The organism is Pseudonocardia sp. Cha107L01 (assembly GCF_052566575.1).
Map to the genome: position 1 here is coordinate 88,501 of NZ_CP199579.1, position 26,002 is coordinate 114,502.

The window sequence follows — 26,002 nt, forward strand, 5'->3', positions numbered from 1 at the left end:
GGGCGGTGGCCCAAATCGTGGCACAGCCTCAGAATCGGCCCCGCACCGAAGGGCTCCCACAGGCCGAATCGCGCTCGCCTTTCGGCGGCCGCCGAACTACCGTCGAGGTGTGGGTCAGGTCTTCGAACGGCTGAACGACCGATGGCGACGATTCATCGCGGACCAACCGATGTACTTCGTGGCGACCGCGCCGAGCGGCCCGGAAGGGCACGTCAACGTGTCGCCCAAGGGTTACTCGGACACCTTCGCGGTGCTCGACGACCACACGGTCGGGTACCTGGATCTGGACGGCAGCGGCGTGGAGACCATTGCCCACCTGCGCCAGAACGGCCGGGTGACGATCATGTTCTGCTCTTTCACCCGATCGGCGAAAATCCTGCGGCTGTACGGCCGGGGCAGCGTGGTGCTGCCGTCGGACCCGGACTGGCCCCGACTGCTCGCGCACTTCGGCCCGCACCCGGGGGTGCGGTCGATCATCGTGGTCGAGCTCGACCTGATCGCCGACTCCTGCGGATACAGCGTGCCGACGATGACCGAGGTGGCGGAGCGGGATCTGCTGGACCGCTTGGCGAGGCGGCCGGACACGGTGGCCAGGCGGGTCGACCGGGCCGGCGACCACCGACACAGCATCGACCAGATCCCCGCGCTCGCACCGAGGGAGACCGACCCGGCGCACCAGCACTCCTGAGCGACTCAGCCGCTGACCGACTCAGCCGCCCAGTACGCGCACCCGCCGGGTCAGGGTGGCCCGCGCGGCCAGCTCGGCGGGCGGCGGGTAGTCCACGGCGACCAGGGTCAACCCGTGCGCCGGAGCCACCGTGACCTCGCTGGCCCGTTCCGGGCGGGTCAACAGCGAGGCGGGCCACTCCGGCGGGCGCTGACCCCGGCCCACCGCGAGCAGCGCGCCGACCAGGCTGCGCACCATCGAGTGGCAGAACGCGTCGGCGCTCACCTCGGCGACCACCACGCCGTCGTCCAGCGCGCGCCACTCCAGGCGCTGCAGCGCGCGGATCGTGGTGGCGCCCTCCCGGCGGCGACAGAACGCCACGAAGTCGTGCTCGCCGAGCAGCCCGGCGGACGCCTCGTTCAGCGTCGCCAGGTCGGCACCGTGCGGCCAGGAGACGGTGTCCCGGGCGCGCAGCGGCTCGGCGCCGTACGGGGTGACCGCGATGCGGTAGCGGTAGTGCCGGCGCAGCGCGGAGAAGCGCGCGTCGAACTCCGCCGGCACCCCGGTCAGCCCGCGCACCCGCACGTCCGGTGGCAGCAGCCGGTTCAGCCGCCGCAACACCGGCGACAGGTCCAGCTCGGCGGGCAGGTCGACGTGCGCCACCTGCCCGGTCGCGTGCACCCCGGCGTCCGTCCGACCGGCCACCGTCAACAGAACCGGCCGGCGCACCAGGGTGCTCAGCGCCTCAGTGAGAACGCCGCACACGGTGCGCCGGCCGGGTTGCACGGCCCAACCGGAGAAGTCGGTGCCGTCATAGCTGATGTCCAGCCGCACTCTCGCGAGCGCGGCTGGCCCGTCAACGGCTGAGCTCAGGAGCCGTCCTTCTCGGAGTCGCCGTCAGCGTCCTCGCGCTGCGCCGGCGGCAGTTCGAAACCGGCCGCCTCGGCCGCGTCCGCGTCGGCGAACCAGACCTCGGCGACGGTGCGGTCGTAGTGCGACGTCCCGGGCAGGTGGTACAGCTTCGAGTCGTCGTTACCCTTGACCGGGTAACCGTCCGGCTGTCCGCCGTCCGCCAGCGGGGCGTGGCTGCCCTCGCCGTAGGGCGCGTCCTCGGTGGAGGAGCTCTCCTCCACCTCGGCCTCGGTGCTGACCGCGGCGGGAGCCGTCTCGACCGGCGTCTCAACCGGAGCCTCGACCGGCGTCTCGGCCGGGGCGGACTGCGAGGCAGCCACCCGACGGGCCCGGTCCGCTTCGTTGGTCACCGTCTGCGAGGTGATCAGCTCGATGACCGCCATCGGGGCGTTGTCGCCCTTGCGCGGCATCGTCTTGGTGATCCGGGTGTAGCCACCCTCACGAGCGGCGAACAGCGGGCCGATCTCGGTGAGCAGGCGGTGCACCACGTTCTTGTCGCGGATCACCTTCTGGATCTCACGGCGGTTGTGCAGGTCACCCCGCTTCGCCTTGGTGATCAGGCGCTCGGCGTACGGGCGCAGCCGCTTCGCCTTCGCCTCGGTGGTGGTGATCCGCCCGTAGGTGAACAGCGAGGTGGCCAGGTTGGCCAAGATCAATCGCTGGTGGGACGGAGAACCCCCGAGGCGGGGACCCTTGGTCGGGGCAGGCATCTTGCACTCCTTCGGGATGCGGTGAGTGGCGAGTGACGTGACGACACTCGCCACTCACGCGTAGCCACAGGGCTACAGCTGCTCGGTTTCGGCGTAGTCCTGGCCGTCGTCGCCGAGGTGGTCCGGGTCGAAGCCCTCGCTGTCGTAGTCCACAGCTGCGACCGACGGGTCGAACCCGGGGGGGCTGTCCTTGAGCGCGAGACCCAACCCGACCAGCTTCATCTTGACCTCGTCGATCGACTTGGCCCCGAAGTTGCGGATGTCGAGCAGGTCGGCCTCGCTGCGTCCGACGAGCTCCCCGACGGTGTGGATGCCCTCGCGCTTGAGGCAGTTGTAGGAGCGGACGGTGAGGTCCAGCTCCTCGATCGGCATCGCGAAGGCCGCGATGGTGTCGGCCTCCTGCGGCGACGGGCCGATCTCGATGCCCTCGGCGTCCACGTTGAGCTCGCGCGCCAGGCCGAACAGCTCGACCAGGGTCTTGCCGGCCGAGGCCAGCGCGTCGCGCGGGGTCATGGACGGCTTGGTCTCGACGTCCAGAACCAGCTTGTCGAAGTCGGTCCGCTGCTCGACCCGGGTCGCCTCGACCTTGTAGGTCACCTTGAGCACCGGCGAGTAGATCGAGTCGACCGGGATGCGCCCGATCTCGGCACCACTGACCTTGTTCTGCACGGCCGGCACGTAGCCCCGGCCGCGCTCGACGACGAGCTCGACCTCGAGCTTGCCCTTGTCGTTCAGGGTGGCGATGTGCAGGTCCGGGTTGTGCACGGTGACGCCGGCCGGCGGCACGATGTCGCCGGCGGTGACCGAACCCGGGCCCTGCTTGCGCAGGTACATGGTGACCGGCTCGTCCTCCTCGGAGCTGATGACCAGCTCCTTGAGGTTCAGGATGATGTCGGTGACGTCTTCCTTGACCCCGGGGACGGTGGTGAACTCGTGCAGCACCCCGTCGATCCGGATGCTGGTGACGGCGGAACCCGGGATGGACGACAGCAGGGTCCGGCGCAGCGAGTTGCCGAGCGTGTAGCCGAAGCCGGGCTCGAGCGGCTCGATGACGAACCGGGACCGGGTCTCGGCGACGGTGTCTTCAGCAAGGCTGGGACGCTGAGAAATCAGCACGTGCGTTTTCCTCTCGTTCCACGACATCCGCTATTTGACGCCGTGTTTTAACCGGCCGGGTGGCCGTGTCGCCGACACTGCGGCGACACGGCCCCCGACCTCCTCCAGAACGCTCCATTCCGCGCCCGGAGGACCTCACAACTAGTGCAACAGAGCCGCTTACTTCGAGTAGAGCTCGACGATCAGCTGCTCGGTGACCTGGGTGTCGATCTGCGACCGCTCCGGCCGCTGGTGGACCAGGATGCGCAGCGTGCTCGGCACGACCTGCAACCAGGCCGGAACCGGGCGGTCGCCCTGGGTCTCCTTGGCGATGATGAACGGATCCGTGTTCACCGACTTGGGACGCACGTCGATGATGTCGTACTGGGACACCCGGAAGCTGGGGATGTCCACCTTCTTGCCGTTCACCGTGAAGTGACCGTGGTTCACCAGTTGGCGAGCCATCCGCCGGGTGCGGGCCAGGCCGGCCCGGTAGACCACGTTGTCCAGCCGCGTCTCGAGGATCTGCAGCAGGTTGTCACCGGTCTTGCCGTCGCGACGGCTGGCCTCGGCGTAGTAACGACGGAACTGCTTCTCCAGCACGCCGTAGGCGAAACGGGCCTTCTGCTTCTCCTGCGTCTGGAGCAGGTACTCCGTCTCCTTGATCCGGATCCGGCCGTGCTGGCCGGGCGGGTAGGGACGGCGCTCGAATGCCTGGTCGCCGCCGACAAGGTCAACCTTGAGCCGACGGGACTTGCGGGTCATGGGGCCGGTGTAACGAGCCATATCTGGTTCTCCTCCCCTAGACCCGGCGCCGCTTGGGCGGACGGCAGCCGTTGTGCGGCTGCGGGGTGACGTCGGAAATGGTGCCGACCTCGAGGCCGGCGGCCTGCAGCGAACGGATCGCGGTCTCCCGGCCGGAACCGGGGCCCTTCACGAAGACGTCCACCTTGCGCATGCCGTGCTCCTGCGCCTTGCGGGCCGCGCTCTCGGCGGCCATCTGCGCGGCGAACGGAGTCGACTTGCGGGAGCCCTTGAACCCGACGTGCCCGGCCGAGGCCCAGGCGATCACCGCACCCTGGGGGTCGGTGATGGAGACGATCGTGTTGTTGAAGGTGCTCTTGATGTGAGCGTGGCCATGGGCCACGTTCTTCTTTTCCTTGCGCCGAATCTTCTTCGGACCGGCGCCAGCCCGCGTCTTGGGAGGCATTACTTCTTCCCTGCCTTCTTCTTGCCGGCCACGGTCTTCTTCGGACCCTTGCGGCTACGAGCGTTCGTCTTCGTCCGCTGGCCGTGCACGGGGAGGCCTCGGCGGTGCCGGATCCCCTGGTAGCAACCGATCTCGATCTTGCGCCGGATGTCCGCCTGGACCTCACGGCGAAGGTCGCCCTCGACCTGGAAGCTGGTCTCGATGTGGTCCCGCAGCTTGGCGAGGTCCTCGTCGGAGAGGTCCCTCGAGCGCAGGTCCGGGTTGACCCCGGTAGCAGTCAGGATGTCCTTGGAACGGCTACGGCCGATGCCGTAGATGTAGGTCAGCGCGATCTCCATCCGCTTTTCGCGGGGGAGGTCTACGCCAGCGAGTCGTGCCATGCGGCGTGTCGTCTCCTGTCGTGTTTCTTCCAGGTCTGCTTCCCGACCGTCCCGGATGACTCGCTTTTACGCGTCCGGGCCCCGGCCTGGATTCCGGGGGCAAACACACTCCAGATTTCGGAGTGGCAGGTTCGGGAAGGCTCTGTTGTGCGTAGTGCGGTGGGCGACGCGCGGGGCAACCGCACAGCGCCCGGCGATCAGCCCTGACGCTGCTTGTGGCGCAGGTTCTCGCAGATCACCATGACCCGCCCGTGACGGCGGATCACCTTGCACTTGTCGCAGATCTTCTTGACGCTCGGCTGGACCTTCACGTCCGTCGCTTCCTAGAGATGGGTCGTCACTTGTAGCGGTAGACGATGCGGCCACGGGTCAGGTCGTACGGCGACAGCTCGACGACGACCCTGTCTTCCGGCAGGATGCGGATGTAGTGCTGCCGCATCTTGCCGCTGATGTGCGCGAGCACCCGGTGGCCATTTTCCAGCTCCACGCGAAACATCGCGTTCGGCAGCGGCTCGACCACCCGGCCCTCTACCTCAAGCGCCCCGTCTTTCTTGGCCATATCCTCCGCGATTCGTGACTAGCTTCAGGTGACAGGCACGCGTCAACACCGGGACCTGAAGTGCGGGATGGCACGACGGAACCAGCGCATCGCGCGCCGTATGTCCAGTGTACGTGTCCTTGCGCGGCGGCTCCAAACCGGGTACAGGCGCGCCCCGGCCGGCAACCCTGCGTGGCCCTCAGTGGCAGGGTCGCACCTTCGAGGTCAGCTGTTCGAGCAGCAGCACGACCCCCCAGGGTCCGACCACCCACACCCACCACGGGTACACCCCGCCGCCGACCCCCACCGACACCGCCGCCCAAATCACCACGTTGACCACGCCGGCGAACAACCAGCAGAGCAGTTGGATGCGCCGGGCCAGCGCCCAGCCGTCCCGCCGGGAACGCCGAGGATGCCGCTCGGACGGCAGCGGTGAACGGGTGGAGCCCGCCGACGGCACTGCCCGGGCCCGCGATCCGATCGTGGGCGACCCCGGCTCGGGCAGGTCGGCGGTCAGCGGCGCCAGGTCGGCATAGGTGCGGGCCGCGTAGGCGAGCATTTGGAAACATCGTTACAGTAACGCTGTTTCGCTGGGCTGTCACCCCCGTGCCGGCCGTGCTCGCGAAGCGGCGGGCGCCCACCGCATCCGGCGAGCGCCCGCCACGGCGCGAACTCCTCTAGAGCGCCTTGAGCTCCTCGGTCACCTCGGAGACCGACTTCTTCGCGTCGCCGAACAGCATCGAGGTCTTGTCGTCGTAGAACAGCGGGTTGTCGATGCCGGCGAACCCGGAGTTCATCGAGCGCTTCAGCACGATGATGTGGTGCGCCTGGTCGACGTTCAGGATCGGCATGCCGTGGATCGGCGAGCTGGGGTCGTTGCGCGCGGCCGGGTTGGTCACGTCGTTGGCCCCGATCACCAGCGCCACATCGGTGCGGGCGAACTCGTCGTTGATGTCGTCCATTTCCTTGAGCTGGTCGTACGGCACGTCGGCCTCGGCCAGCAGCACGTTCATGTGCCCGGGCATCCGCCCGGCGACCGGGTGGATGGCGTACTTGACCGTGACACCCTTGGCCTCCAGCAGCTTGGCCATGTCCTTGACCGCGTGCTGGGCCTGGGCCACCGCCATGCCGTAACCGGGCACCACGACGACCTGGTCGGCGTAGGCCATCTGGATCGCCGCGTCCGCCGCCGACGTGGCCTTGACGGTCTTGTCGCCGTCCTCGCCGCCGCCGACCGCGGTACCGCTGCCACCGAAGCCGCCGGCGATTACCGACGGGATCGACCGGTTCATCGCCTTGGCCATCTGGTCGGTCAGGATCGAACCGGAGGCGCCGACGATCATGCCGGCCACGATCATCGCGGTGTTCGAAAGCGCCAACCCGGTGGCCGCCGCCGACAACCCGGTGAACGCGTTGAGCAGCGAGATCACCACCGGCATGTCCGCGCCGCCGATCGGCAGCACCACCATCACGCCGAGGACCGCCGCGATCAGCAGGATGCCGACGATCAGCCACTCCGAGGTACCACCGGTGCCGATCACGATCGCCAGCGCGATGGCCGCGACCAGCAGCAGCACGTTCAGCACGATCTGCAGGCGGCCGAGCCCGATCGACTTACCCGGGATGATCTCCTGCAGCTTGCCGTAGGCGATCAGCGAGCCCCAGAACGAGATCGACCCGACGATCACCGAGAACAGCGAGGCCACCACGAAGTAGCCGGGGTGGCTGGCGTAGCCGGGGTCGTCGCGGAACTCCACCCACGCGATCAGGGCCACCGCGCCACCGCCGACGCCGTTGAACAGCGCCACCATCTGCGGCATCGCGGTCATCTTGACCTGGCGCGCCGACGGCACCCCGAGCAGTGTCCCGATCACGATCCCGATGACGATCAGAACCCAGTTCGACATCCCGGGCACCAGCAGCGTGGCGATGAGCGCGACGCCCATGCCGACCGCGGCGATCTGGTTGCCGCGCACCGCCGTCTTCGGGCCGGTCAGCCCCATCAGGCCGTAGATGAACATGCCGAACGCCACGATGTAGAGGACGGTCACCAGGGTGTTCACGACTTGTCCCCATCCTTGCCGGCACCGGCCGGGGCCTTCTTGGCACTGGTCGGGCCGCCCTTGAACATGCCCAGCATCCGGTCGGTCACCAGGAACCCGCCGACGACGTTGATGGTGCCGAACGCGATCGCGATGACCAGCAGGATCTTGGAGAACACATCCAGGTGCTCACCGCCGAGGCCCAGCACCACGATGCCGCCCAGCAGGACGATGCCGTGAATGGCGTTGGTGCCCGACATCAGCGGGGTGTGCAGCGTGTTCGGCACCTTCGAGATGACCGCGAAGCCCACAAATCCCGCCAGCACCAGAATCGCCAAGTTTGCGAGCAGACTCGACTCCATCAGTTCCCGCCCTCACTCGGCTTGCCGGCGACGCGGGACTTGCTCAGCACCTCGTCGGAATAGTCCGGCGCGAGCCCACCCTCGTCATTGATCATCAACTCCAGCAGCGCGGAGATATTCCGCGAGTACAGCTCGCTGGCGTGCTCGGGCATGGTCGCCGGCAGGTTCAGCGGCGAGGCGATGGTGACGTCGTGCTTGACGACGATCTCGCCCGGCTCGGTCAGCTCACAGTTGCCGCCGGCCTCCCCCGCCAGGTCGACGACCACACTGCCGGCCTTCATGCCCTGCACCGCGGCCGCGGTGACCAGTGTGGGGGCCTTGCGCCCCGGTACCAGCGCGGTGGTGATCACCACGTCGAAGCCGGTGATCGCCTCCTCGAGCCGCTTCTGCTGCTCGGCCCGCTCGTCCTCGGACAGCTCGCGGGCGTACCCGCCCTCACCGGCCGCCTCGATGCCCAGATCCAGCCACTGCGCACCGAGCGAGCGGACCTGGTCCGCCACGTCCGGGCGCACGTCGTAGCCCGTCGTACGGGCGCCCAGGCGCTTCGCGGTGGCCAATGCCTGCAGTCCGGCCACCCCGACGCCGAGAACCAGTACCGTCGCCGGTTTCACCGTGCCGGCGGCGGTGGTCAGCATCGGGAAGAACCGGGTCGACTGGTCCGCGGCCAGCAGCACCGACTTGTAGCCGGCCACGTTCGCCTGCGAGGAGAGCGCGTCCATCGACTGCGCCCGGGAGATGCGTGGGATCGACTCCACCGCGAAGGCGGTCACCCCGGCCGCGTCCAGCTTCTCGATCACTTCCGGATGGGCCAGCGGAGCCAGGAACCCGATCAGCATGCCGCCCTTGGTGAGCTTGCCGATCTCCTCGTCGGTGGGGGGCGCGACCTTCACCACCACATCGGCACCCCACGGGTCGCCGATCGTCGCGCCCACGTCGGTGTAGAGCTCGTCGGGGATCAGGGCCGCGAGCCCCGCCCCGGACTCGACCACGATGTCCAGCCCCTTGCCGATCAGACGCTCAGCGACCTTGGGCACCAACGCCACCCGCCGCTCGCCAGCACCCGTCTCGCGGGGTACGCCTACACGCGTACGGCGCTGCGCCGCCGCGTCACCAGTTGCGTTCACAGCGAGAGCATCAAGCATGCTCACGCACGCGTCCAGTCCAGCCCAACAACGGTGTGGTGAGCGTAACGCTATCGGATGGTGTCAGCATTCGGCAGACAGTATACGAAGTGCTGATAGAAGGCCATGATCGCCTTCAGTACAAGTGATCTGACCAACTCAATCACTCGCGGCGCTCGGGATCTGACTAGTCCGAAAACAGGACTCTCAGCTGCTGGCGGGCGTCCGCACCGGGGCGGTCAGCACCCACGGGCCATCCTCGGTGATCGCCACCGTGTGCTCCCAGTGCGCCGCCCGGGAGTTGTCCTCGGTGACCACCGTCCAGCCGTCGTCCAGCGTCCGGGTCTCCGCGCTGCCACCGGTGAGCATCGGCTCCACCGCGAGCACGCCGCCGGCGGGCAGCCTCGGGCCGCGCCCCGGCGAGCCCAGGTTCGGCAGGAACGGGTCCATGTGCATGCTGGTGCCGATGCCGTGGCCGCCGTACTCGGCGACGATCCCGTAGGGCACCCCGTCGCGCTCGGCGGCCGCCTCGGCGGCGACCTGCACGGCGTGCGAGATATCGGTCAGCCGGCCACCCGGCACCGCCGCCGCAATGCCCGCTTCCAGCGCCGACCGGCACGCCTCGGACAGTGCGAGGTCGGCCGCCGACCCGGTGCCGACGGCGAAGGTGACGGCCGAGTCACCGTGCCAACCGTCCACGATCGCGCCGCAGTCGACCGACAGCAGGTCACCCTCGGCGAGCACCTGGTCCGCGGCCGGGATGCCGTGCACGATCTGGGCGTTCACCGAGGCGCAGATGCTCCCCGGGAAGCCGTGGTAACCGAGGAACGACGGCACCCCGCCGCCGTCCCGGATGGTCTGCTCGGCGAGCTGGTCCAGCTCGAGTGTGCTGATCCCGGCCTTGGCGTGCGCTGCCACCTCGGCCAGCGTGCGGGCCACCAGCTGCCCGGCGGCGTGCATCGCTTCCAGCTGGCCCTGCGTCTTGCGTTCGATCTGCCGACCTCCCAGCCTGGCGAGGCCGGCACGCAGGCCAGCCAGTGGTCCGTTCCCGCTCATCTCGTCAACTCCGCGCCGAACACCTCAGCCGGCGCCCAGGGCGTCGACCACGCGCTCGGTGATCTGCTCGATCTCGCCGACCGCGTCCACCGTGACCAGCAGATCGCCGTAGTGCTCGAGCAGCGGGGCCGTCTCGTCGCGGTAGATCTCCTGGCGGCGCCGGATCACGGCCTCGGTGTCGTCCGTCCGGCCGCGGCCGAGCAGTCGCTCCACCAGCACGTCCTCGGGCACCTCGAGCGCCACCACGGCGTCCAGGTCGTCCCCGGCGGCGTGCAACATCTCGCCCAGTGCGTCGGCCTGCGCGACAGTGCGGGGAAAGCCGTCCAGGATGAACCCCTTGGCGGCGTCGTCCTCGGTGAGGCGCTCCCGGACCATGCCCACCGTGACCTCGTCGGAAACCAGCTCGCCGGCGTCCATGAACCGCTTCGCGGCAAGACCGAGCGGGGTGTCCGCACTGAGGTTCGCGCGGAAGAGGTCGCCGGTGGAGATGTGCGGTACCTCGAGGCGCTCCGCGAGCCGGACCGCTTGGGTCCCCTTGCCCGCGCCCGGCGGACCAACCAGAACGAGTCGCACCGCGACACCGACCTTTCTACCTCGTGGACTCACTCGCCCCACTCACCCCATACCGGCGGCACAACTCGAGGTTAACGGAGGAAACCCTCGTAGTTGCGCTGCATGAGCTGGCTCTCGATCTGCTTCACCGTGTCCAGGCCCACACCCACCATGATCAGAACCGCCGTTCCACCGAACGGGAAGTTCTGGTTCTGGCCGGCGCTGGTGATGCCCAGGAAGAAGTTCGGCAGCACCGCGATGATGCCCAGGTACAGCGACCCGGGCAGGGTGATCCGGCCGAGCACGAAGCTCAGGTACTCGGCCGTGGGACGGCCGGGCCGGATGCCGGGGATGAAGCCACCGAACTTCTTCATCTCGTCGGCGCGCTCATCGGGGTTGAACGTGATGCCGACGTAGAAGTACGTGAAGAAGATGATCAGCAGGAAGTAGAGCGCAATGTGCACGAAGCTGGACTGGTCCACGACGTAGGTCTGAACGATCCGCGACATCGTGCCGCCGTTGTTGCCGGACAGCCGCACGATCAGATCGGGCAGGTAGAGCAGCGACGAGCCGAAGATGACCGGGATGACGCCGGCCTGGTTGACCTTCAGCGGGAGGTAGGTGGAGGTACCGCCGTACATCCGGCGGCCGACCATGCGCTTGGCGTACTGCACCGGGATACGGCGCTGGCCCTGCTCGACGAAGACGACGCTGGCGATGATGGCGAGACCGAACACGCAGATGCCGACGAAGACCAGCACGCCGCCGTTGGTCAGGATGCCACCGCCCTCGGCGGGGATGCGGGCCGCGATCGAGGTGAAGATCAGCAGCGACATGCCGTTGCCGATGCCGCGCTCGGTGATGAGCTCGCCGAGCCACATGATCACCGAGGTACCCGCGGTCATCACCAGGACGATGACGGCCAGCGGGAAGATGCCCGAGTCGGGGATCACCGGCTTGTCGCAGTTGGCGAACAGCTGGCCCCGGTCGGCGAGGGCGATGATTCCGGTGGACTGCAGGATCGCAAGCCCGATCGTGAGGTAGCGGGTGTACTGGGTCAACTTGCCCTGACCCGACTGCCCTTCCTTCTTCAGCTGCTCGAACCGGGGGATGACCACGGTGAGCAGCTGCACGATGATGCTGCCGGTGATGTAGGGCATGATGCCCAGCGCAAAGATCGACAACTGCAGCAGCGCGCCGCCGCTGAACAGGTTGATCAGTGCGTAGACACTCTGGTTCTCGCCGCCCTCGACCTGCCGCAGGCACTCCTGGACGTTCGGGTAGGAGACCCCGGGGGACGGCAACGTGGCGCCCAGCCGGTACACGGCCAGAATCGCCAGAGTGAAGAGGATCTTCTTTCGGAGGTCCGGTGTCGCAAGTGCAGACCGGAACGCGCTGAGCACTCCTGGATCCTCCCGTGCTGGGGCGTCTTCGGTGCCGCGGAGCGGCTCTGACGCCAATGGAACCGGTATCCGACACCACCGGCCAGAATGCTGGAACACGAGGGTAACAGCAGGCCGATGGGGCTCTAACCGGGCGTCGGCGATGCGGATTACACCGCATCGCCGACGGGCCGGCGCGGCTTCGAATGCCGCGCCGGCGGGGCCGCCCGGGAGTTACAGCTGGGTAGCTGTGCCGCCGGCGGCGGTGATCTTTTCCTTGGCGCTGCCGGAGAACTTGTGCGCGCTCACGGTCAGCTTGATGCTGCCCAGATCGCCGTCTCCGAGCACCTTGACCAGCTCGTTCTTCCGTACCGCACCGGACGCGACAAGCTCGTCGGGGCCGACGGTGCCGCCTTCCGGGTACAGCCGAGCCAGGTCGCCGACGTTCACTACCTGGTACTCGACGCGGAACCGGTTGCGGAAGCCCTTGAGCTTCGGCAGCCGCATGTGCAGCGGCATCTGGCCACCCTCGAACCCGGGCGCCACGGTGTTGCGCGCCTTCGTGCCCTTGGTGCCCCGACCGGCGGTCTTGCCGCCCTTGCCGCCTTCACCGCGGCCGACCCGGGTCTTGGCCGTCTTGGAGCCGGCCGCCGGGCGGAGGTGATGGACCTTGATTGTCATTTGGAGTCAACCTCCTCCACCGTGACCAAGTGGCGCACGGTGGCGATCATGCCTCGAACCGCCGGGGTGTCATCCCGCACCACGGTCTGCCGGATCTTGCGCAGTCCGAGGGTGTGCAGGGTGGCCTTCTGGTTCTGCTTGCTACCGATGGTGCTCCGCACCTGGGTGACCTTGAGCGCCATCACGCACCGGCCCCACTGGCGGCCGCCGCCCGAGCGCGCAGCATCGCGGCCGGAGCCACGTCCTCCAGCGGCAGGCCGCGGCGAGCGGCCACCTCCTCGGGACGCTGAATGCTCTTCAGCGCGGCCACGGTGGCATGCACCACGTTGATGGCGTTGTCGCTGCCCAGTGACTTGGACAGGATGTCGTGGATACCGGCGCACTCCAGCACGGCGCGCACCGGGCCACCGGCGATGACACCGGTACCGGGGCTGGCCGGGATGAGCAGTACGACGCCGGCGGCGGCTTCACCCTGCACGCGGTGCACGATGGTGCCGCCGATGCGCGGGACGCGGAAGAAGTTCTTCTTCGCCTCCTCGACGCCCTTGGCGATCGCCGCCGGGACTTCCTTGGCCTTGCCGTAGCCGACGCCGACCATTCCATCGCCGTCACCCACGATCATCAGCGCGGTGAAGCTGAATCGACGACCACCCTTGACGACCTTGGCCACCCGGTTGATGGTGACCAGCCGCTCCACGAACTGGGTCTTCTCCTGGGCCGCCCCGCCACGGCCTCCGTCGCGACGGTCCCGGCGGTCGTTGCGGTCGTTACTGCCGCCCGCGGGACCCCCCTGACCGCCGTCACGCCGTGCACGTCCGGGCATCAGGCGTTCCCTTCCATCTGGTTACACATCATGTTCATCAGAACTCCAGGCCGCCTTCGCGCGCCGCGTCAGCGAGCGCCGCGATCCGGCCGTGGTAGACGTAGCCGCCACGGTCGAAGACCGCTGCGCTCACGCCGGCCGACTTGGCCCGGGACGCGAGTAGCTCGCCAACCTTGGCCGCACGGGCCTTCTTGTCGCCGTCCAGGCCACGCACGTCGACCTCCATCGAGGAGGCCGAGGCGATGGTGTGACCGGCCACGTCGTCGATCAGCTGCGCGACCATGTGGCGCGAGCTGCGGTTGACGGCGAGGCGAGGACGCTCGGCGGTGCCGGTGATCTTCTTACGGATCCGGGCATGACGACGGGTGCGGGCCAGCCGCCGCCGGGCCGAGACCCGGGAGCCGACCCGGCGCGCGGTACCTGCGCCGGCCGCCTTCTTCGGAGCGCCGTTGACGCTCGCTTCTGGGCTGCTTGTGCTAGCCATTTACTTACCCGTCTTCCCGACCTTGCGCCGGATGTTCTCGCCGGCGTAGCGCACACCCTTGCCCTTGTACGGGTCGGGCTTGCGCAGCTTGCGGATGTTCGCGGCGATCTCGCCGACCAGCTGCTTGTCGATGCCCTGGACGGTGAACCGCGTGGGGTTCTCCACCACGAAGGTGATGCCGTCCGGCGCCGCCACGGAGACCGGGTGGCTGTAGCCGAGCGCGAACTCCAGGGTCGAACCCTTGAGCGCGACGCGGTAACCGACGCCGTGGATCTCCATGCGCTTCTCGTAGCCGGCGGTCACCCCGACAACCAGGTTGTGGACCAGGGTCCGGGACAGCCCGTGCATCGCGCGGCTGTACCGCTCGTCGTCGGGCCGGGTGACGCGGATGGTGCCGTCGTCGTCCCGGTCGACCGCGATCGGCTCGGCGACAGTGTGGGTCAGGGTGCCCTTGGGTCCCTTGACGGTGACCGTGCGCCCATCGATGGTGACGTCGACGCCGTTGGGCACCGCCACCGGGAGCTTTCCGATTCGTGACATGGTCAGATCCCCTTACCAGACGTAGGCGAGGACTTCCCCGCCCACGCCCCGCATGCTCGCCTGCCGGTCGGTCATCAGCCCCGACGACGTCGAGATGATCGCCACGCCGAGACCACCGAGCACCCTCGGCAGGTTGGTCGACTTCGCGTACACCCGCAGGCCGGGCTTGGAAACCCGGCGCAGGCCCGCGATGCTCCGCTCACGATTGCGGCCGTACTTCAGGTCGACCACCAGCGCACTGCCGACTTCGGCCTGCTCGGTCTTGAACGAGGCGATGTAGCCCTCGCGCTGGAGGATCTCCGCGATCGAGACCTTGAGCTTGGAGTGCGGCATCACGACCTGGTCGTGGTATGCCGAGTTGGCATTGCGCAGACGAGTGAGCATGTCTGCGATCGGGTCGGTCATCGTCATGGTGACCCTGTCACCTCTCTCATCGTGGTTCCCCGGTGGGGCCTACGACGGTCATTCGCTTGAGAAGTCGTCCTCACCAGGACGACTTGGAAACTCCTGGCAGTTCGCCCCGGTGCGCCATCTCGCGCACGCAGATCCGGCACAGGCCGAACTTGCGCAGCACCGCGCGGGCACGCCCGCAGCGCTGGCATCGGGTGTAACCGCGCACCGCGAACTTCGGCTTGCGCGCGGCCTTGATAACCAGACCAGTCTTGGCCATCGCGGTCAGCTCTCCTTGAACGGGAAGCCGAGCAGCTTGAGCAGCTCCCGACCTTCCTCATTGGTTCCGGCGGACGTGACGACCGTGATGTCCATGCCGCGAGGCCGGTCGATCGAGTCAGGGTCGATCTCGTGGAACATGGACTGCTCGTTGAGACCGAAGGTGTAGTTGCCGTTGCCGTCGAACTGCGTCGGCGCAAGCCCGCGGAAGTCGCGGATACGCGGCAGCGCGATGGTCAGCAGCCGGTCCAGGAACTCCCACATCCGGTCGCCGCGCAGGGTGACCCTGGCGCCGATCGGCATGCCCTCGCGGAGCTTGAACTGGGCGATCGACTTGGTGGCCTTGCGGACCTCCGGGCGCTGCCCGGTGATCGTGGCCAGGTCGCGGACCGCGCCGTCGATGAGCTTCGAGTCGCGGGCGGCCTCGCCGACGCCCATGTTCACCACGACCTTGAGCACGCCGGGGATCTGCATGACGTTCGAGTACTCGAACTTCTCGCGCAGCGCCGGGGCGATCTCCTCGCGGTACCGGGCCTTGAGCCGAGGCAGCTGCTTGGTGTCGGTAGCGGTTGCCATCAGAGCTCCTTCCCGGTGCGACGGGCCACGCGAACGCGCTTGACCTTGCCGTCCTCGCGCTTGACTTCCTTCTTACCGATCTTGGTCGGCTTGCCCTCGGAGTCCACGATCATCACGTTCGACACGTGGATCGAGGCTTCCTGGGTGACGATCCCGCCCGACTGGGCGCCGCGCTGGGTGGTCGTGATCCGGGTGTGCTTCTTGATCCGGTTCACGCCCTCGACCAGCACTCGGTCCTTCGTCGGGTACGCCTGGATCACCTTGCCCTTGGCACCCTTGTCCTTGCCGGCGATCACCTGAACGGTGTCGCCCTTCTTCACCTTCATTTCTACAAAACCTCCGGCGCGAGCGAGATAATTCGCATGAACTTCTTGTCGCGCAGCTCGCGGCCCACCGGACCGAAGATCCGGGTACCCCGGGGTTCGCCGTCCGGCTTGATCAGAACGGCGGCGTTCTCGTCGAAACGGATGTAGGAGCCGTCCGGGCGACGCTTTTCCTTGACGGTCCGCACGATGACGGCCTTCACCACGTCGCCCCGCTTGACGCCGGCGCCCGGGATCGCGTCCTTGACGGTACCGACGATGATGTCGCCGATCCCGGCGTAGCGGCGCCCCGATCCCCCAAGCACCCGGATGCACAGGATTTCCTTGGCACCGGTGTTGTCCGCGACACGCAGTCGCGACTCCTGCTGGATCACGTCAGCTCCTACTTAGCCTTCTCGAGGATCTCCACCAGTCGCCAGCGCTTGGTGGCTGACAACGGGCGGGTCTCCATCAGCCGGACGCGGTCTCCGACGCCGGCGGTGTTGCTCTCGTCATGCGCCTTGACCTTGCTGGTCCGGCGGATGACCTTGCCGTAGAGGGGGTGCTTGACCCGGTCCTCCACCGACACAACGATCGTCTTGTCCATCTTGTCCGACACCACGAGGCCCTCACGGACCTTGCGGAACCCCCGGGTGCTCTCCACCTCGGTTGCGGTCTCTTCACTCATGCCGCGCCCTCATCGTCGATCGGGGCGGCCGACAGTCCCAGCTCGCGCTCGCGCATCACGGTGTACACCCGCGCGATGTCGTGCCGAACCGTACGCAGCCGCCGGTTGTTGTCCAGCTGCCCGGTCGCCATCTGGAAGCGGAGGTTGAACAGCTCCTCCTTGGACTCCCGCAGGCGCAGCACCAGCTCCTCGTCGGTGAGCTCACGCAGCTCCGACGCACCAGTACCCACTCCGGAACTTGCCATCAGAACTCACCACCCTCACGGGTCACGATGCGGCAGCGCATCGGCAGTTTGTGGATCGCGCGGCGCAGTGCCTCGCGCGCGGTCTGCTCGTTCGGGTAACTCATCTCGAACATCACCCGGCCGGGCTTGACGTTGGCCACCCAGAACTCCGGGCTGCCCTTACCGGAACCCATGCGGGTCTCGGCGGGCTTCTTGGTCAGGGGACGGTCCGGGAAGATGTTGATCCACACCTTGCCGCCACGGCGGATGTGCCGCGTGATGGCGATACGGGCGGACTCGATCTGCCGGTTGGTGACGTATGCCGGCTCGAGGGCCTGGATACCGAAGTCACCGAAGGTGACCTTGGTGCCGCCCTTGGCCGCGCCACTCCGTCCCGGGTGGTGCTGCTTGCGGTGCTTGACCTTGCGAGGCATCAGCATGGCTCAGCCCTCCGAAGAAGACGCAGTGGACGCCGGAGACGCAGTAGACGCCGCGGGTGCACTGGCCCCGATCGTCTGGGTCGCGGCAGGTGCCTCGGCCGGAGCAGCAGCCTGCTCCTCGACAGCGACCCCACCGGACGCCTGCTGGGCCGCGGCCCGACCGGCATCCGTGCTGGTGGCGGTAGTACCGGAGGCACCGGAGCGGCGACGCGTCGGGCGCTCCCGGCGCGCGGCACCACTCGGCTCCGCGGCCGCGGCGGCGTTCTCACGACGACCGCCGACCACGTCACCCTTGTAGATCCACACCTTCACGCCGATCCGGCCGAACGTGGTGCGGGCCTCGAACAGGCCGTAGTCGATGTCCGCGCGCAGCGTGTGCAGCGGCACCCGACCCTCGCGGTAGAACTCCGAACGCGACATTTCGGCGCCACCGAGGCGGCCCGAGCACTGCACCCGGATGCCCTTGACCTGCGGCGAGCGCATTGCGGTCTGGATCGCCTTACGCATCGCGCGGCGGAACGCCACCCGGTTGGACAGCTGCTCGGCAACACCCTGCGCGACGAGCTGGGCGTCCGACTCGGCGCCCTTCACCTCGCGGATGTTGAGCTGCACCTGCTTGCCGGACAGCTTCTCCAGCTGGCCGCGGATGCGGTCCGCCTCCGCGCCACGCCGGCCGATCACGATGCCGGGGCGGGCGGTGAAGATGTCGACGCGAACCCGGTCCCGGGTGCGCTCGATCTCGACCTTGGAGATACCGGCCCGCTCCATGCCCTTGGAGAGCATCTTGCGGATCGCGACATCTTCCTTCACGTACTCCGCGTACTGCTTGTCGGCGTACCACCGGGACTTCCAGTCCGTGGTGATGCCCAGCCGAAAGCCGTGCGGATTGATCTTCTGACCCATCAGCGGGTCCTTCCCTTCGCGCCGGAGCGGCTGGCCTGCTTCTGCTGCGCCCTGCGCAGCGACTCGGGCCGCGACTCGAGCTCGACCGTGATGTGGCTGGTGCGCTTGCGGATGCGGTATGCCCGGCCCTGTGCGCGCGGCCTGATTCGGGGCAGCGTCTTGCCTTCGTCCACGTACGCGGTAGCGATCACCAGCGAGTCCCGGTCCAGCTCCAGGTTGTGCTCGGCGTTGGCGATCGCCGAGGCGACCACCTTGTACACCGGCTCACTGGCCGCATGGGGGTCGAACTTCAGGATCGTCAGGGCGTCCACAGCACGCTGACCACGAACAAGGTCGATGACGCGCCGAACCTTCCGAGCACTCATCCGGATGTGCCGGGCCCGCGCGACAGCGCGCACCGGCTCGGTGCCGGTGGTGTCCTGGCTGGTTGCAGCCATCTCTTCCTCTGCCTTCTTCTCAGCTCTTTAATGCAGCCGCTGTTCAACGTCAGCTACTGGCCGCGTCAGCGGCGGCGAGCCCTGCGGTCATCCTTGATGTGGCCACGGAACGTGCGGGTCGGCGCGAACTCGCCGAGCTTGTGCCCGACCATCGACTCCGACACGAACACCGGGACGTGCTTGCGGCCGTCGTGCACCGCAATGGTGTGCCCGATCATGTCGGGGATGATGGTCGAACGGCGAGACCACGTCTTGATCACGGTCTTCTTGCCGGACTCGTTGAGTACGTCCACCTTCTTGAGCAGGTGGTCGTCCACGAACGGGCCCTTCTTCAGGCTGCGCGGCATCTCTTACCTCCCTGCTCAGCGCTTCTTGCCGGATGTACGCCGGCGGCGGACGATCAACTTGTCACTTGGCTTGGTCCTGCGCGTGCGGCCCTCGGGCTTGCCGGCCGGGTTGACCGGGTGACGCCCACCGGACGTCTTGCCCTCACCACCGCCGTGCGGGTGGTCCACCGGGTTCATGGCGACACCACGGACGGTCGGGCGCTTGCCCTTCCACCGCATCCGTCCCGCTTTACCCCAGTTGATGTTGGACTGCTCCGCGTTGCCCACCTCGCCGACGGTGGCGCGACAGCGCACGTCGACGTTGCGGATCTCACCGGACGGCAGCCGCAGCTGCGCGTACGGGCCGTCCTTGGCGACCAGCTGCACCCGTGCGCCGGCCGAGCGCGCCATCTTCGCGCCGCCACCGGGGCGGAGCTCGATGGCGTGGATCACGGTGCCGGTCGGGATGTTGCGCAGCGGCAGGTTGTTGCCCACCTTGATGTCGGCCTTGGGGCCGGCCTCGATCTTGTCGCCCTGCTTGAGCTTCTCCGGCGCGATGATGTAGCGCTTCTCGCCGTCGAGGTAGTGCAGCAGCGCGATCCGGCTGGTGCGGTTCGGGTCGTACTCGATGTGCGCGACCTTGGCCGGCACGCCGTCCTTGTCCGCCCGGCGGAAGTCGATCACCCGGTACGCACGCTTGTGGCCACCGCCCTTGTGCCGGGTGGTGATACGCCCGTGCACGTTGCGGCCGCCGGTGCTGTGCAGCGGGCGGATCAGCGACTTCTCCGGCGTCGACCGAGTGATCTCAGCGAAGTCGGAGACGCTGGAGCCGCGCCGGCCAGGCGTGGTCGGCTTGTGTTTACGGATACCCATGGTTTCTCCTCCCTCAGCTCGCCGGTCCGCCGAAGATCTCGATCGCGCGGCTCTCCTCGGAGAGCGTCACGATCGCGCGCTTCGTGTTCTTGCGCTTGCCGTAGCCGCTCCGGGTGCGCTTGCGCTTACCCGGCCGGTTCAGCGTGTTGACGCTGACGACCTTGACGCCGAACACCTTCTCCACGGCGATCTTGATCTCGGTCTTGTTGGCGGTCGGCGGCACCAGGAAGGTGTACTGGCGCTCCTCGAGCAGCCCGTAGCTCTTCTCGGAGACCACCGGCGCGATCAGTACGTCGCGCGGATCGGGGATCACTTGCTCTCCTCCGTGACAGCCGCGGCCTCGCTCGACCGGGCGATAGCCCGTGCGGAGCGACCGCGGGCCGGACCGGCCAGGAACGTGTCCAGCGCGTCGGCGGTGAAGATCACGTCGTCGTTGACCAGCACGTCGTAGGTGTTGAGCTGATCCGGCGCGATCACGTGCACCGTCGGCAGGTTGCGCAGGCTGCGCCAGCCGACCTCGTCCTCGCGTCCGACCACGACCAGCACCCGGGGGCGCTCGCTCAGCGCCGCGATCGCGGTGCGAGCCGTCTTGGTGGACGGGGTCTCGCCGGAGACGATCCCGGTGAGCACGTGCACCCGGCCGTTGCGGGCCCGGTCGGACAGCGCGCCGCGCAGGGCGGCCTGCTTCATCTTCTTGGGGGTCTTCTGGGCGTAGTCGCGCGGCACCGGGCCGTGCACCACACCGCCGCCGGCGAACTGCGGCGCCCTGGTCGAGCCCTGACGAGCCCGGCCGGTGCCCTTCTGCCGGTACGGCTTCTTGCCACCGCCCCGGACCTCGCCACGCGACTTCGCCTTGTGCGTGCCCTGGCGTGCGGCGGCCAGCTGGGCCACCACCACCTGGTGCATCAGCGGCTTGTTCTCCGTGACGTCGAACACGTCGGCCGGGAGCTCGACCGAACCGTCGGTGCCGCCCTCAGGCTTGCGGATCTCCACGCTTGTCATCTGGTCACACACCGCCCTTCGCGGCACTCTTGACCAGCACCAGGCCGCCCTTGGGGCCGGGAACCGCGCCCTTGATGAGCAGCAGCCCGGAGTCGGCGTCGACCCGGTGCACAGTCAGGTTCTGGTTGGTGACCCGCGCGTGGCCCATCCGGCCAGCCATCTTCAGGCCCTTGAACACCCGTCCAGGGGTGGCGCAGCCACCGATGGAGCCGGGCGAACGGTGCTTGCGCTGGACACCGTGGCTGGCACCGAGGCCGTGGAAACCGTGGCGCTTCATGACGCCGGCGGTGCCCTTGCCCTTGCTGGTGCCGACCACGTCGACGACCGCGCCGGTCTCGAACACCTCGGCGGTCACCTCCTGGCCAAGCTGGTACTCGTTCGCATCGGAGGTGCGCAGCTCGAACAGGTGCCGGCGCGGGGTGACCCCGGCCTTGCTGAAGTGTCCGGTCTTGGGCTTGTTCACCCGGCGCGGGTCGACCGCCCCGTACGCCAGCTGGACGGCGGTGTAACCGTCGGCCTCCTGGGTACGGATCTGGGTCACCACACAGGGCCCCGCGCGCACCACGGTCACCGGCACGACGCGGTTGTTCTCGTCGAACACCTGCGTCATCCCGAGCTTTGTGCCCAGGATGCCGGTCACCTGCTTCTCTTCACTCGACTCAGTCATCGGTTTCGGAGCCTTTACTGGATGTTGACGTCGACGCTGGCCGGCAGGTCGATGCGCATGAGCGCGTCAACCGTCTTGGGCGTCGGGTCGAGGATGTCGATCAGCCGCTTGTGCGTACGCATCTCGAAGTGCTCCCGCGAGTCCTTGTACTTGTGCGGCGAGCGAATGACGCAGTACACGTTCTTCTCGGTCGGCAGCGGCACCGGACCCACGACCCGCGCGCCGGTGCGCGTTACCGTCTCGACAATTTTGCGAGCGGACGCGTCGATCGCCTCGTGGTCGTAGGCCTTGAGCCTAATGCGGATCTTTTGTCCCGCCATGGTGGTAGGCCGTCCTCTTCTTCCTGCCGCTGCGTGCCTTGCCCTGTCGCGTGCTTGGTCTGTCCGGGCCGGCTCGGTCGCAAGGACCGAGCGTGATCCGGCTCGACCGCCGCGCCGAGCCTGGCCGCGGACCATCGTTCGTGGTGGCCCCGGTCCACGAGGTCGGGCGTGTCGCGCGCCAGGCGCAGACTGGTACCCGTACCACTTCGTCTCGAGGGGGCTGACTTCCCTGCCTCCCGCACTCGGTCGATGTTCCGACCTGCTACCGGAGGCCGCTCATGCCAGGGCCGATCGGCACTTAGTCAATCGGTGCCGATCGGCCCCAGTGAGCAACCCGTCTAGTTTGCCACACCGTGATGCGGCAACCCAAATCGGGGTCGTTACTTGTTGATCTTGACGACTCGACCGGCGCCGACGGTACGTCCACCCTCGCGAATAGCGAAGCGGAGACCCTCTTCCATGGCGATCGGCTGGATCAGTGCCACGGTCATCTCGGTGTTGTCGCCCGGCATGACCATCTCGGTCCCGCTAGGCAGAGTGACCACACCGGTCACGTCCGTGGTACGGAAGTAGAACTGCGGCCGGTAGTTGTTGAAGAACGGCGTGTGCCGGCCACCCTCGTCCTTGGACAGGATGTAGACCTGTGCCTCGAAGTCGGTGTGCGGGGTGATCGAGCCCGGCTTGACGACAACCTGGCCGCGCTCCACCTCCTCGCGCTTGATGCCACGGAGCAGCAGACCGACGTTGTCACCGGCCTGGCCCTCGTCGAGCAGCTTGCGGAACATCTCGATGCCCGTGGTGGTGGTGGTCATCGACTTTTCCTTGATGCCGACGATCTCCACGGTCTCGTTCACCTTGACCACGCCACGCTCGACGCGGCCGGTGACGACGGTGCCACGGCCGGTGATGGTGAACACGTCCTCCACCGGCATCAGGAACGGCTTCTCGATGTCGCGGACGGGCTGGGGGACGTTGTCGTCCACCGCGTCCATGAGCTCGAGAACGCTCTTGCCCCACTCCTCGTCGCCCTCCAGCGCCTTGAGCGCGGAGACGCGGACGATGGGCAGGTCGTCACCCGGGAACTCCTGCGAGCTGAGCAGCTCGCGGACCTCGAGCTCGACCAGCTCCATGATCTCCTCATCGTCGACCATGTCGGCCTTGTTCAGCGCGACGACGATGTAGGGGACGCCGACCTGACGGGCCAGCAGCACGTGCTCACGGGTCTGCGGCATCGGGCCGTCGGTGGCCGCGACCACCAGGATCGCACCGTCCATCTGGGCCGCGCCGGTGATCATGTTCTTGATGTAGTCGGCGTGCCCTGGGCAGTCGACGTGCGCGTAGTGCCGCTTCTCGGTCTGGTACTCGACGTGCGCGATGGAGATCGTAATACCGCGCTGCCGCTCTTCCGGGGCCTTGTCGATCTGGTCGAACGCGCTGGCCTCGTTGAGTTTCGGGAACTTGTCGTGCAGAACCTTGGTGATGGCCGCCGTCAGCGTGGTCTTGCCGTGGTCGATGTGACCAATCGTGCCGATGTTGACGTGCGGCTTGGTCCGCTCGAACTTCGCCTTCGCCACTGCTGGGTCCTCCTGGACTGTGATTCCTTGTTATCCGCCGTGCTGACGGCAGGTCTTTGGTTCTTGGAGATCGGACCGGGAACGCTACTCCCCCGGTCCGACCTCGCTGTACTGGGTCTAGCTGGTCGCTCTACTACCCGTCGACGCGAGCTGTGACACTCACTCGCCCGTAGCCTTCGCGCTACCGACTGCTCGGCCCCGGGCTCGCTCCGCTCCTCGCTCGCTAGAGCGAGCTGCGATGCTCACTCACCCGTAGCCTTCGCGCTACCGACTGCTCGGCCCCGGGCTCGCTCCGCTCCTCGCTCGCTAGAGCGAGCTGCGATGCTCACTCACCCGTTGCCTTCGCGATGATCTCCTTGGCCACGTTGGTCGGAACCTCCGCGTAGGAGTCGAACGTCATCGAGTAGTTCGCCCGGCCCTGCGTCTTGGACCGCAGGTCCCCGACGTAGCCGAACATCTCCGAGAGCGGGACCAGTGCCTTGACCACACGGGCCCCGGCACGCTCCTCCATGGCCTGGATGTGGCCACGGCGGGAGTTCAGGTCGCCGATCACGTCGCCCATGTAGTCCTCGGGCGTGGTGACCTCAACGGCCATCAGCGGCTCGAGGAGCACCGGAGACGCCTTGCGGGCGGCCTCCTTCAGCGCGATCGAGCCAGCGATCTTGAAGGCCATTTCGGACGAGTCAACCTCGTGGTACGCGCCATCCAGCAGGGTGAGCTTGATGCCCACCAGCGGGTAGCCCGCGATCACGCCATACTGCATGGCGTCCTGTGCGCCGGCGTCCACCGAGGGGATGTACTCCCTCGGCACCCGTCCGCCGCTGACCTTGCTCTCGAACTCGTACAGCGCACCGTCGCCGGTCTGCAGCGGCTCGAGCTTGATGATCACCTTGGCGAACTGGCCGGAGCCACCGGTCTGCTTCTTGTGCGTGTAGTCGTACTTCTCGACCGTCTTGGTGATGGTCTCGCGGTACGCCACCTGCGGCTTGCCGATGTTGGCCTCGACCTTGAAGTCCGACTTCATCCGGTTGACCAGCACCTCGAGGTGCAGTTCACCCATGCCCTGGATGATGGTCTGGCCGGTCTCGTCGTCCTGGTTGACCCGGAAGGTCGGGTCTTCCTCGGCGAGCTTCTGGATCGCCGTGCCGAGCTTCTCCTGGTCGGCCTTCGTCTTCGGCTCGATAGCAACCGAGATGACGGGCTCCGGGAAGGTCATCGACTCGAGCACGATCGGCGACTGCGGGTCACACAGGGTGTCCCCGGTCGTCGTCTCCTTGAGGCCGATCACCGCGTAGATGTGGCCGACCATGGCCTCGTCTACCGGGTTCTCCTTGTTGGCGTGCATCTGGAAGATCTTCCCGATGCGCTCCTTGCGGTCCTTCGTGGAGTTGACCAGCTGGGCGCCGGCCGAGACCCGACCCGAGTAGACCCGGATGTAGGTCAGCTTCCCGAAGAACGGGTGCGCCGCGATCTTGAAGGCCAGCGCGGCGAACGGCTCGTCCACCTGCGGCTTGCGGAACGCGGGCGTCTCGCCATCGGCCAGCGTGCCCTCGACGGGCGGCAGGTCGTACGGCGACGGCAAGTAGTCGATGACCGCGTCGAGCATGGGCTGGACGCCCTTGTTCTTGAACGCGGACCCACACAGCACCGGGTAGGCGATCCGGTCGGTCACGATCTTCCGGATGCCGGCCTTGATCTCGTCGATCGACAGCTCTTCGCCACCGAGGTAGCGCTCCATCAGGTCGTCGTCGGTCTCGGCGACCATCTCGAGCAGCTTCTCGCGGTACTCGGCGGCGCGCTCGGTCAGGTCGGCCGGGATCTCCTCGACCGCGTAGTCCTCGCCCTTCTGCACCTCGCCACGCCAGGTCAGCGCACGCATCTGGACCAGGTCGACGACTCCGATGAAGTCGCCCTCCGATCCGATCGGCAGCTGAATGGGCAGCGGCTTGGCGCCGAGGCGCTCGGAGATGGTCCGGACGGTGTAGTAGAAGTCCGCGCCGATCTTGTCCATCTTGTTGACGAAGCAGATCCGGGGGACGTCGTACTTGGTGGCCTGCCGCCAGACCTGCTCGGACTGCGGCTCGACCCCCTCCTTGCCGTCGAAGACCGCGACCGCGCCATCCAGTACCCGCAGGTTCCGCTCCACCTCGACGGTGAAGTCCACGTGCCCGGGGGTATCGATGATGTTGATCTGGTGGTCTTTCCAGAAGCAGGTGGTAGCAGCGGATGTGATCGTGATTCCGCGCTTCTGCTCCTCCTCCATCCAGTCCATCGTGGCGGCGCCGTCGTGCACCTCACCGATCTTGTAGTTGATCCCGGTGTAATACAGGATCCGCTCGGTGGTGGTGGTCTTGCCGGCGTCGATGTGGGCCATGATGCCGATGTTGCGGACCTTCGTCAGGTCCGTCAGCACGTCTCGTGCCATGGTTGTAACCCCCCCTCTCGC

39 protein-coding genes are annotated in these 26,002 nt (G+C 67.6%); 1 reads left to right on the plus strand and 38 read right to left on the minus strand.

Going from position 1 to position 26,002, the window contains the following annotated elements; all coding sequences use genetic code 11:
- The first annotated feature begins 109 nt into the window (after positions 1–109).
- Positions 110–688 carry a pyridoxamine 5'-phosphate oxidase family protein gene (locus ACTXG6_RS00420; RefSeq protein WP_445185754.1) on the plus strand — a complete coding sequence of 193 codons (579 nt, stop codon included), beginning with the start codon at positions 110–112 and terminating at the stop codon, positions 686–688.
- Positions 689–709: 21 nt separating this feature from the next.
- Here ACTXG6_RS00420 and truA read toward each other — a convergent pair whose 3' ends face one another.
- The 38 genes from truA to fusA all read right to left on the minus strand — a co-directional run bounded on the left by truA (position 710) and on the right by fusA (position 25,981).
- The gene (gene truA, locus ACTXG6_RS00425) at positions 710–1,501 is read right to left on the minus strand and encodes a tRNA pseudouridine(38-40) synthase TruA (RefSeq protein WP_445185755.1); all 792 of its coding nucleotides are present in this window, start codon (positions 1,499–1,501) and stop codon (positions 710–712) included.
- Between the two features lie 35 nt (positions 1,502–1,536).
- The gene (rplQ, locus tag ACTXG6_RS00430; RefSeq protein WP_445185756.1) at positions 1,537–2,289 is read right to left on the minus strand and encodes a 50S ribosomal protein L17, sunset domain variant; all 753 of its coding nucleotides are present in this window, start codon (positions 2,287–2,289) and stop codon (positions 1,537–1,539) included.
- 72 nt (positions 2,290–2,361) lie between these two features.
- Positions 2,362–3,405, minus strand: a complete 1,044-nt coding sequence (locus ACTXG6_RS00435) for a DNA-directed RNA polymerase subunit alpha (RefSeq protein WP_445185757.1) — start codon at positions 3,403–3,405, stop codon at positions 2,362–2,364.
- Positions 3,406–3,564: 159 nt separating this feature from the next.
- Entirely contained in the window at positions 3,565–4,170 is a 606-nt protein-coding gene (rpsD, locus tag ACTXG6_RS00440; RefSeq protein WP_445185758.1) for a 30S ribosomal protein S4, read from the minus strand.
- A 16-nt stretch (positions 4,171–4,186) separates the two neighbouring features.
- A complete protein-coding gene (rpsK, locus tag ACTXG6_RS00445; RefSeq protein ID WP_445185759.1) occupies positions 4,187–4,594 on the minus strand; it encodes a 30S ribosomal protein S11 in 408 nt (135 codons plus the stop codon).
- Entirely contained in the window at positions 4,594–4,974 is a 381-nt protein-coding gene (rpsM, locus tag ACTXG6_RS00450; RefSeq protein ID WP_445185760.1) for a 30S ribosomal protein S13, read from the minus strand. The genes rpsK and rpsM overlap by 1 nt, the downstream gene beginning before the upstream one ends.
- 197 nt (positions 4,975–5,171) lie before the next feature.
- A complete protein-coding gene (gene rpmJ, locus ACTXG6_RS00455) occupies positions 5,172–5,285 on the minus strand; it encodes a 50S ribosomal protein L36 (RefSeq protein ID WP_010148647.1) in 114 nt (37 codons plus the stop codon).
- Between the two features lie 26 nt (positions 5,286–5,311).
- Positions 5,312–5,533, minus strand: a complete 222-nt coding sequence (gene infA, locus ACTXG6_RS00460; RefSeq protein WP_028926917.1) for a translation initiation factor IF-1 — start codon at positions 5,531–5,533, stop codon at positions 5,312–5,314.
- A gap of 178 nt (positions 5,534–5,711) precedes the next feature.
- Positions 5,712–6,071, minus strand: coding sequence for a hypothetical protein (locus tag ACTXG6_RS00465; protein WP_445185761.1), 360 nt, complete (start codon positions 6,069–6,071; stop codon positions 5,712–5,714).
- A 118-nt stretch (positions 6,072–6,189) separates the two neighbouring features.
- Positions 6,190–7,575, minus strand: a complete 1,386-nt coding sequence (locus tag ACTXG6_RS00470) for an NAD(P)(+) transhydrogenase (Re/Si-specific) subunit beta (protein WP_445185762.1) — start codon at positions 7,573–7,575, stop codon at positions 6,190–6,192.
- Positions 7,572–7,916, minus strand: a complete 345-nt coding sequence (locus ACTXG6_RS00475) for an NAD(P) transhydrogenase subunit alpha (RefSeq protein ID WP_445185763.1) — start codon at positions 7,914–7,916, stop codon at positions 7,572–7,574. Before ACTXG6_RS00475 ends, ACTXG6_RS00470 begins: the two co-directional genes overlap by 4 nt.
- Positions 7,916–9,058, minus strand: coding sequence for a Re/Si-specific NAD(P)(+) transhydrogenase subunit alpha (locus ACTXG6_RS00480; RefSeq protein WP_445190308.1), 1,143 nt, complete (start codon positions 9,056–9,058; stop codon positions 7,916–7,918). Before ACTXG6_RS00480 ends, ACTXG6_RS00475 begins: the two co-directional genes overlap by 1 nt.
- 186 nt (positions 9,059–9,244) lie before the next feature.
- Positions 9,245–10,093: a type I methionyl aminopeptidase gene (gene map / locus ACTXG6_RS00485; protein WP_445185764.1), complete on the minus strand. Its 849-nt coding sequence runs from the start codon at positions 10,091–10,093 to the stop codon at positions 9,245–9,247.
- A gap of 24 nt (positions 10,094–10,117) precedes the next feature.
- A complete protein-coding gene (locus ACTXG6_RS00490; RefSeq protein WP_445185765.1) occupies positions 10,118–10,666 on the minus strand; it encodes an adenylate kinase in 549 nt (182 codons plus the stop codon).
- 71 nt (positions 10,667–10,737) lie between these two features.
- The gene (secY, locus tag ACTXG6_RS00495; RefSeq protein ID WP_445185766.1) at positions 10,738–12,048 is read right to left on the minus strand and encodes a preprotein translocase subunit SecY; all 1,311 of its coding nucleotides are present in this window, start codon (positions 12,046–12,048) and stop codon (positions 10,738–10,740) included.
- Positions 12,049–12,261: 213 nt separating this feature from the next.
- On the minus strand, positions 12,262–12,708 hold the full coding sequence (gene rplO, locus ACTXG6_RS00500; protein WP_445185767.1) for a 50S ribosomal protein L15: 447 nt from the start codon (positions 12,706–12,708) through the stop codon (positions 12,262–12,264).
- Complete coding sequence (rpmD, locus tag ACTXG6_RS00505; protein ID WP_445185768.1) at positions 12,705–12,893, minus strand: 50S ribosomal protein L30; 189 nt, start codon at positions 12,891–12,893, stop codon at positions 12,705–12,707. The genes rplO and rpmD overlap by 4 nt, the downstream gene beginning before the upstream one ends.
- Positions 12,890–13,531 carry a 30S ribosomal protein S5 gene (rpsE, locus tag ACTXG6_RS00510; protein WP_445185769.1) on the minus strand — a complete coding sequence of 214 codons (642 nt, stop codon included), beginning with the start codon at positions 13,529–13,531 and terminating at the stop codon, positions 12,890–12,892. Before rpsE ends, rpmD begins: the two co-directional genes overlap by 4 nt.
- A 37-nt stretch (positions 13,532–13,568) precedes the next feature.
- Positions 13,569–14,015 carry a 50S ribosomal protein L18 gene (gene rplR / locus ACTXG6_RS00515; protein ID WP_445185770.1) on the minus strand — a complete coding sequence of 149 codons (447 nt, stop codon included), beginning with the start codon at positions 14,013–14,015 and terminating at the stop codon, positions 13,569–13,571.
- Positions 14,016–14,555: a 50S ribosomal protein L6 gene (gene rplF / locus ACTXG6_RS00520; protein ID WP_445185771.1), complete on the minus strand. Its 540-nt coding sequence runs from the start codon at positions 14,553–14,555 to the stop codon at positions 14,016–14,018.
- A 12-nt stretch (positions 14,556–14,567) separates the two neighbouring features.
- Positions 14,568–14,966 (minus strand): 30S ribosomal protein S8, encoded by a 399-nt coding sequence (gene rpsH, locus ACTXG6_RS00525; protein WP_445185772.1) that lies wholly within the window; start codon positions 14,964–14,966, stop codon positions 14,568–14,570.
- Positions 14,967–15,039: 73 nt separating this feature from the next.
- Positions 15,040–15,225, minus strand: coding sequence for a type Z 30S ribosomal protein S14 (locus tag ACTXG6_RS00530; protein ID WP_028937626.1), 186 nt, complete (start codon positions 15,223–15,225; stop codon positions 15,040–15,042).
- Positions 15,226–15,230: 5 nt separating this feature from the next.
- Complete coding sequence (gene rplE / locus ACTXG6_RS00535) at positions 15,231–15,800, minus strand: 50S ribosomal protein L5 (protein ID WP_445185773.1); 570 nt, start codon at positions 15,798–15,800, stop codon at positions 15,231–15,233.
- A complete protein-coding gene (gene rplX, locus ACTXG6_RS00540) occupies positions 15,800–16,126 on the minus strand; it encodes a 50S ribosomal protein L24 (RefSeq protein ID WP_445185774.1) in 327 nt (108 codons plus the stop codon). Before rplX ends, rplE begins: the two co-directional genes overlap by 1 nt.
- A 2-nt stretch (positions 16,127–16,128) precedes the next feature.
- A complete protein-coding gene (gene rplN / locus ACTXG6_RS00545; RefSeq protein WP_325697423.1) occupies positions 16,129–16,497 on the minus strand; it encodes a 50S ribosomal protein L14 in 369 nt (122 codons plus the stop codon).
- Between the two features lie 8 nt (positions 16,498–16,505).
- The gene (gene rpsQ, locus ACTXG6_RS00550) at positions 16,506–16,790 is read right to left on the minus strand and encodes a 30S ribosomal protein S17 (RefSeq protein WP_445185775.1); all 285 of its coding nucleotides are present in this window, start codon (positions 16,788–16,790) and stop codon (positions 16,506–16,508) included.
- The gene (gene rpmC / locus ACTXG6_RS00555) at positions 16,787–17,035 is read right to left on the minus strand and encodes a 50S ribosomal protein L29 (RefSeq protein WP_445185776.1); all 249 of its coding nucleotides are present in this window, start codon (positions 17,033–17,035) and stop codon (positions 16,787–16,789) included. Before rpmC ends, rpsQ begins: the two co-directional genes overlap by 4 nt.
- Positions 17,035–17,454, minus strand: coding sequence for a 50S ribosomal protein L16 (rplP, locus tag ACTXG6_RS00560; protein WP_445185777.1), 420 nt, complete (start codon positions 17,452–17,454; stop codon positions 17,035–17,037). Before rplP ends, rpmC begins: the two co-directional genes overlap by 1 nt.
- Positions 17,455–17,457: 3 nt before the next feature.
- On the minus strand, positions 17,458–18,357 hold the full coding sequence (rpsC, locus tag ACTXG6_RS00565; RefSeq protein WP_445185778.1) for a 30S ribosomal protein S3: 900 nt from the start codon (positions 18,355–18,357) through the stop codon (positions 17,458–17,460).
- Positions 18,357–18,794, minus strand: a complete 438-nt coding sequence (gene rplV, locus ACTXG6_RS00570; protein WP_445185779.1) for a 50S ribosomal protein L22 — start codon at positions 18,792–18,794, stop codon at positions 18,357–18,359. The genes rpsC and rplV overlap by 1 nt, the downstream gene beginning before the upstream one ends.
- Positions 18,795–18,859: 65 nt before the next feature.
- Positions 18,860–19,141 carry a 30S ribosomal protein S19 gene (gene rpsS / locus ACTXG6_RS00575; RefSeq protein WP_445185780.1) on the minus strand — a complete coding sequence of 94 codons (282 nt, stop codon included), beginning with the start codon at positions 19,139–19,141 and terminating at the stop codon, positions 18,860–18,862.
- Between the two features lie 15 nt (positions 19,142–19,156).
- Positions 19,157–19,993 (minus strand): 50S ribosomal protein L2, encoded by an 837-nt coding sequence (rplB, locus tag ACTXG6_RS00580; RefSeq protein WP_445185781.1) that lies wholly within the window; start codon positions 19,991–19,993, stop codon positions 19,157–19,159.
- 13 nt (positions 19,994–20,006) lie between these two features.
- A complete protein-coding gene (rplW, locus tag ACTXG6_RS00585) occupies positions 20,007–20,306 on the minus strand; it encodes a 50S ribosomal protein L23 (RefSeq protein ID WP_445185782.1) in 300 nt (99 codons plus the stop codon).
- Positions 20,303–20,995, minus strand: a complete 693-nt coding sequence (gene rplD / locus ACTXG6_RS00590) for a 50S ribosomal protein L4 (RefSeq protein ID WP_445185783.1) — start codon at positions 20,993–20,995, stop codon at positions 20,303–20,305. Before rplD ends, rplW begins: the two co-directional genes overlap by 4 nt.
- Positions 20,996–20,999: 4 nt before the next feature.
- On the minus strand, positions 21,000–21,662 hold the full coding sequence (rplC, locus tag ACTXG6_RS00595) for a 50S ribosomal protein L3 (RefSeq protein ID WP_445185784.1): 663 nt from the start codon (positions 21,660–21,662) through the stop codon (positions 21,000–21,002).
- A 14-nt stretch (positions 21,663–21,676) separates the two neighbouring features.
- Positions 21,677–21,982, minus strand: a complete 306-nt coding sequence (rpsJ, locus tag ACTXG6_RS00600; RefSeq protein WP_003938093.1) for a 30S ribosomal protein S10 — start codon at positions 21,980–21,982, stop codon at positions 21,677–21,679.
- Between the two features lie 380 nt (positions 21,983–22,362).
- The gene (tuf, locus tag ACTXG6_RS00605) at positions 22,363–23,556 is read right to left on the minus strand and encodes an elongation factor Tu (RefSeq protein WP_445185785.1); all 1,194 of its coding nucleotides are present in this window, start codon (positions 23,554–23,556) and stop codon (positions 22,363–22,365) included.
- Between the two features lie 325 nt (positions 23,557–23,881).
- The gene (fusA, locus tag ACTXG6_RS00610) at positions 23,882–25,981 is read right to left on the minus strand and encodes an elongation factor G (protein WP_445185786.1); all 2,100 of its coding nucleotides are present in this window, start codon (positions 25,979–25,981) and stop codon (positions 23,882–23,884) included.
- Positions 25,982–26,002: the final 21 nt, after the last annotated feature.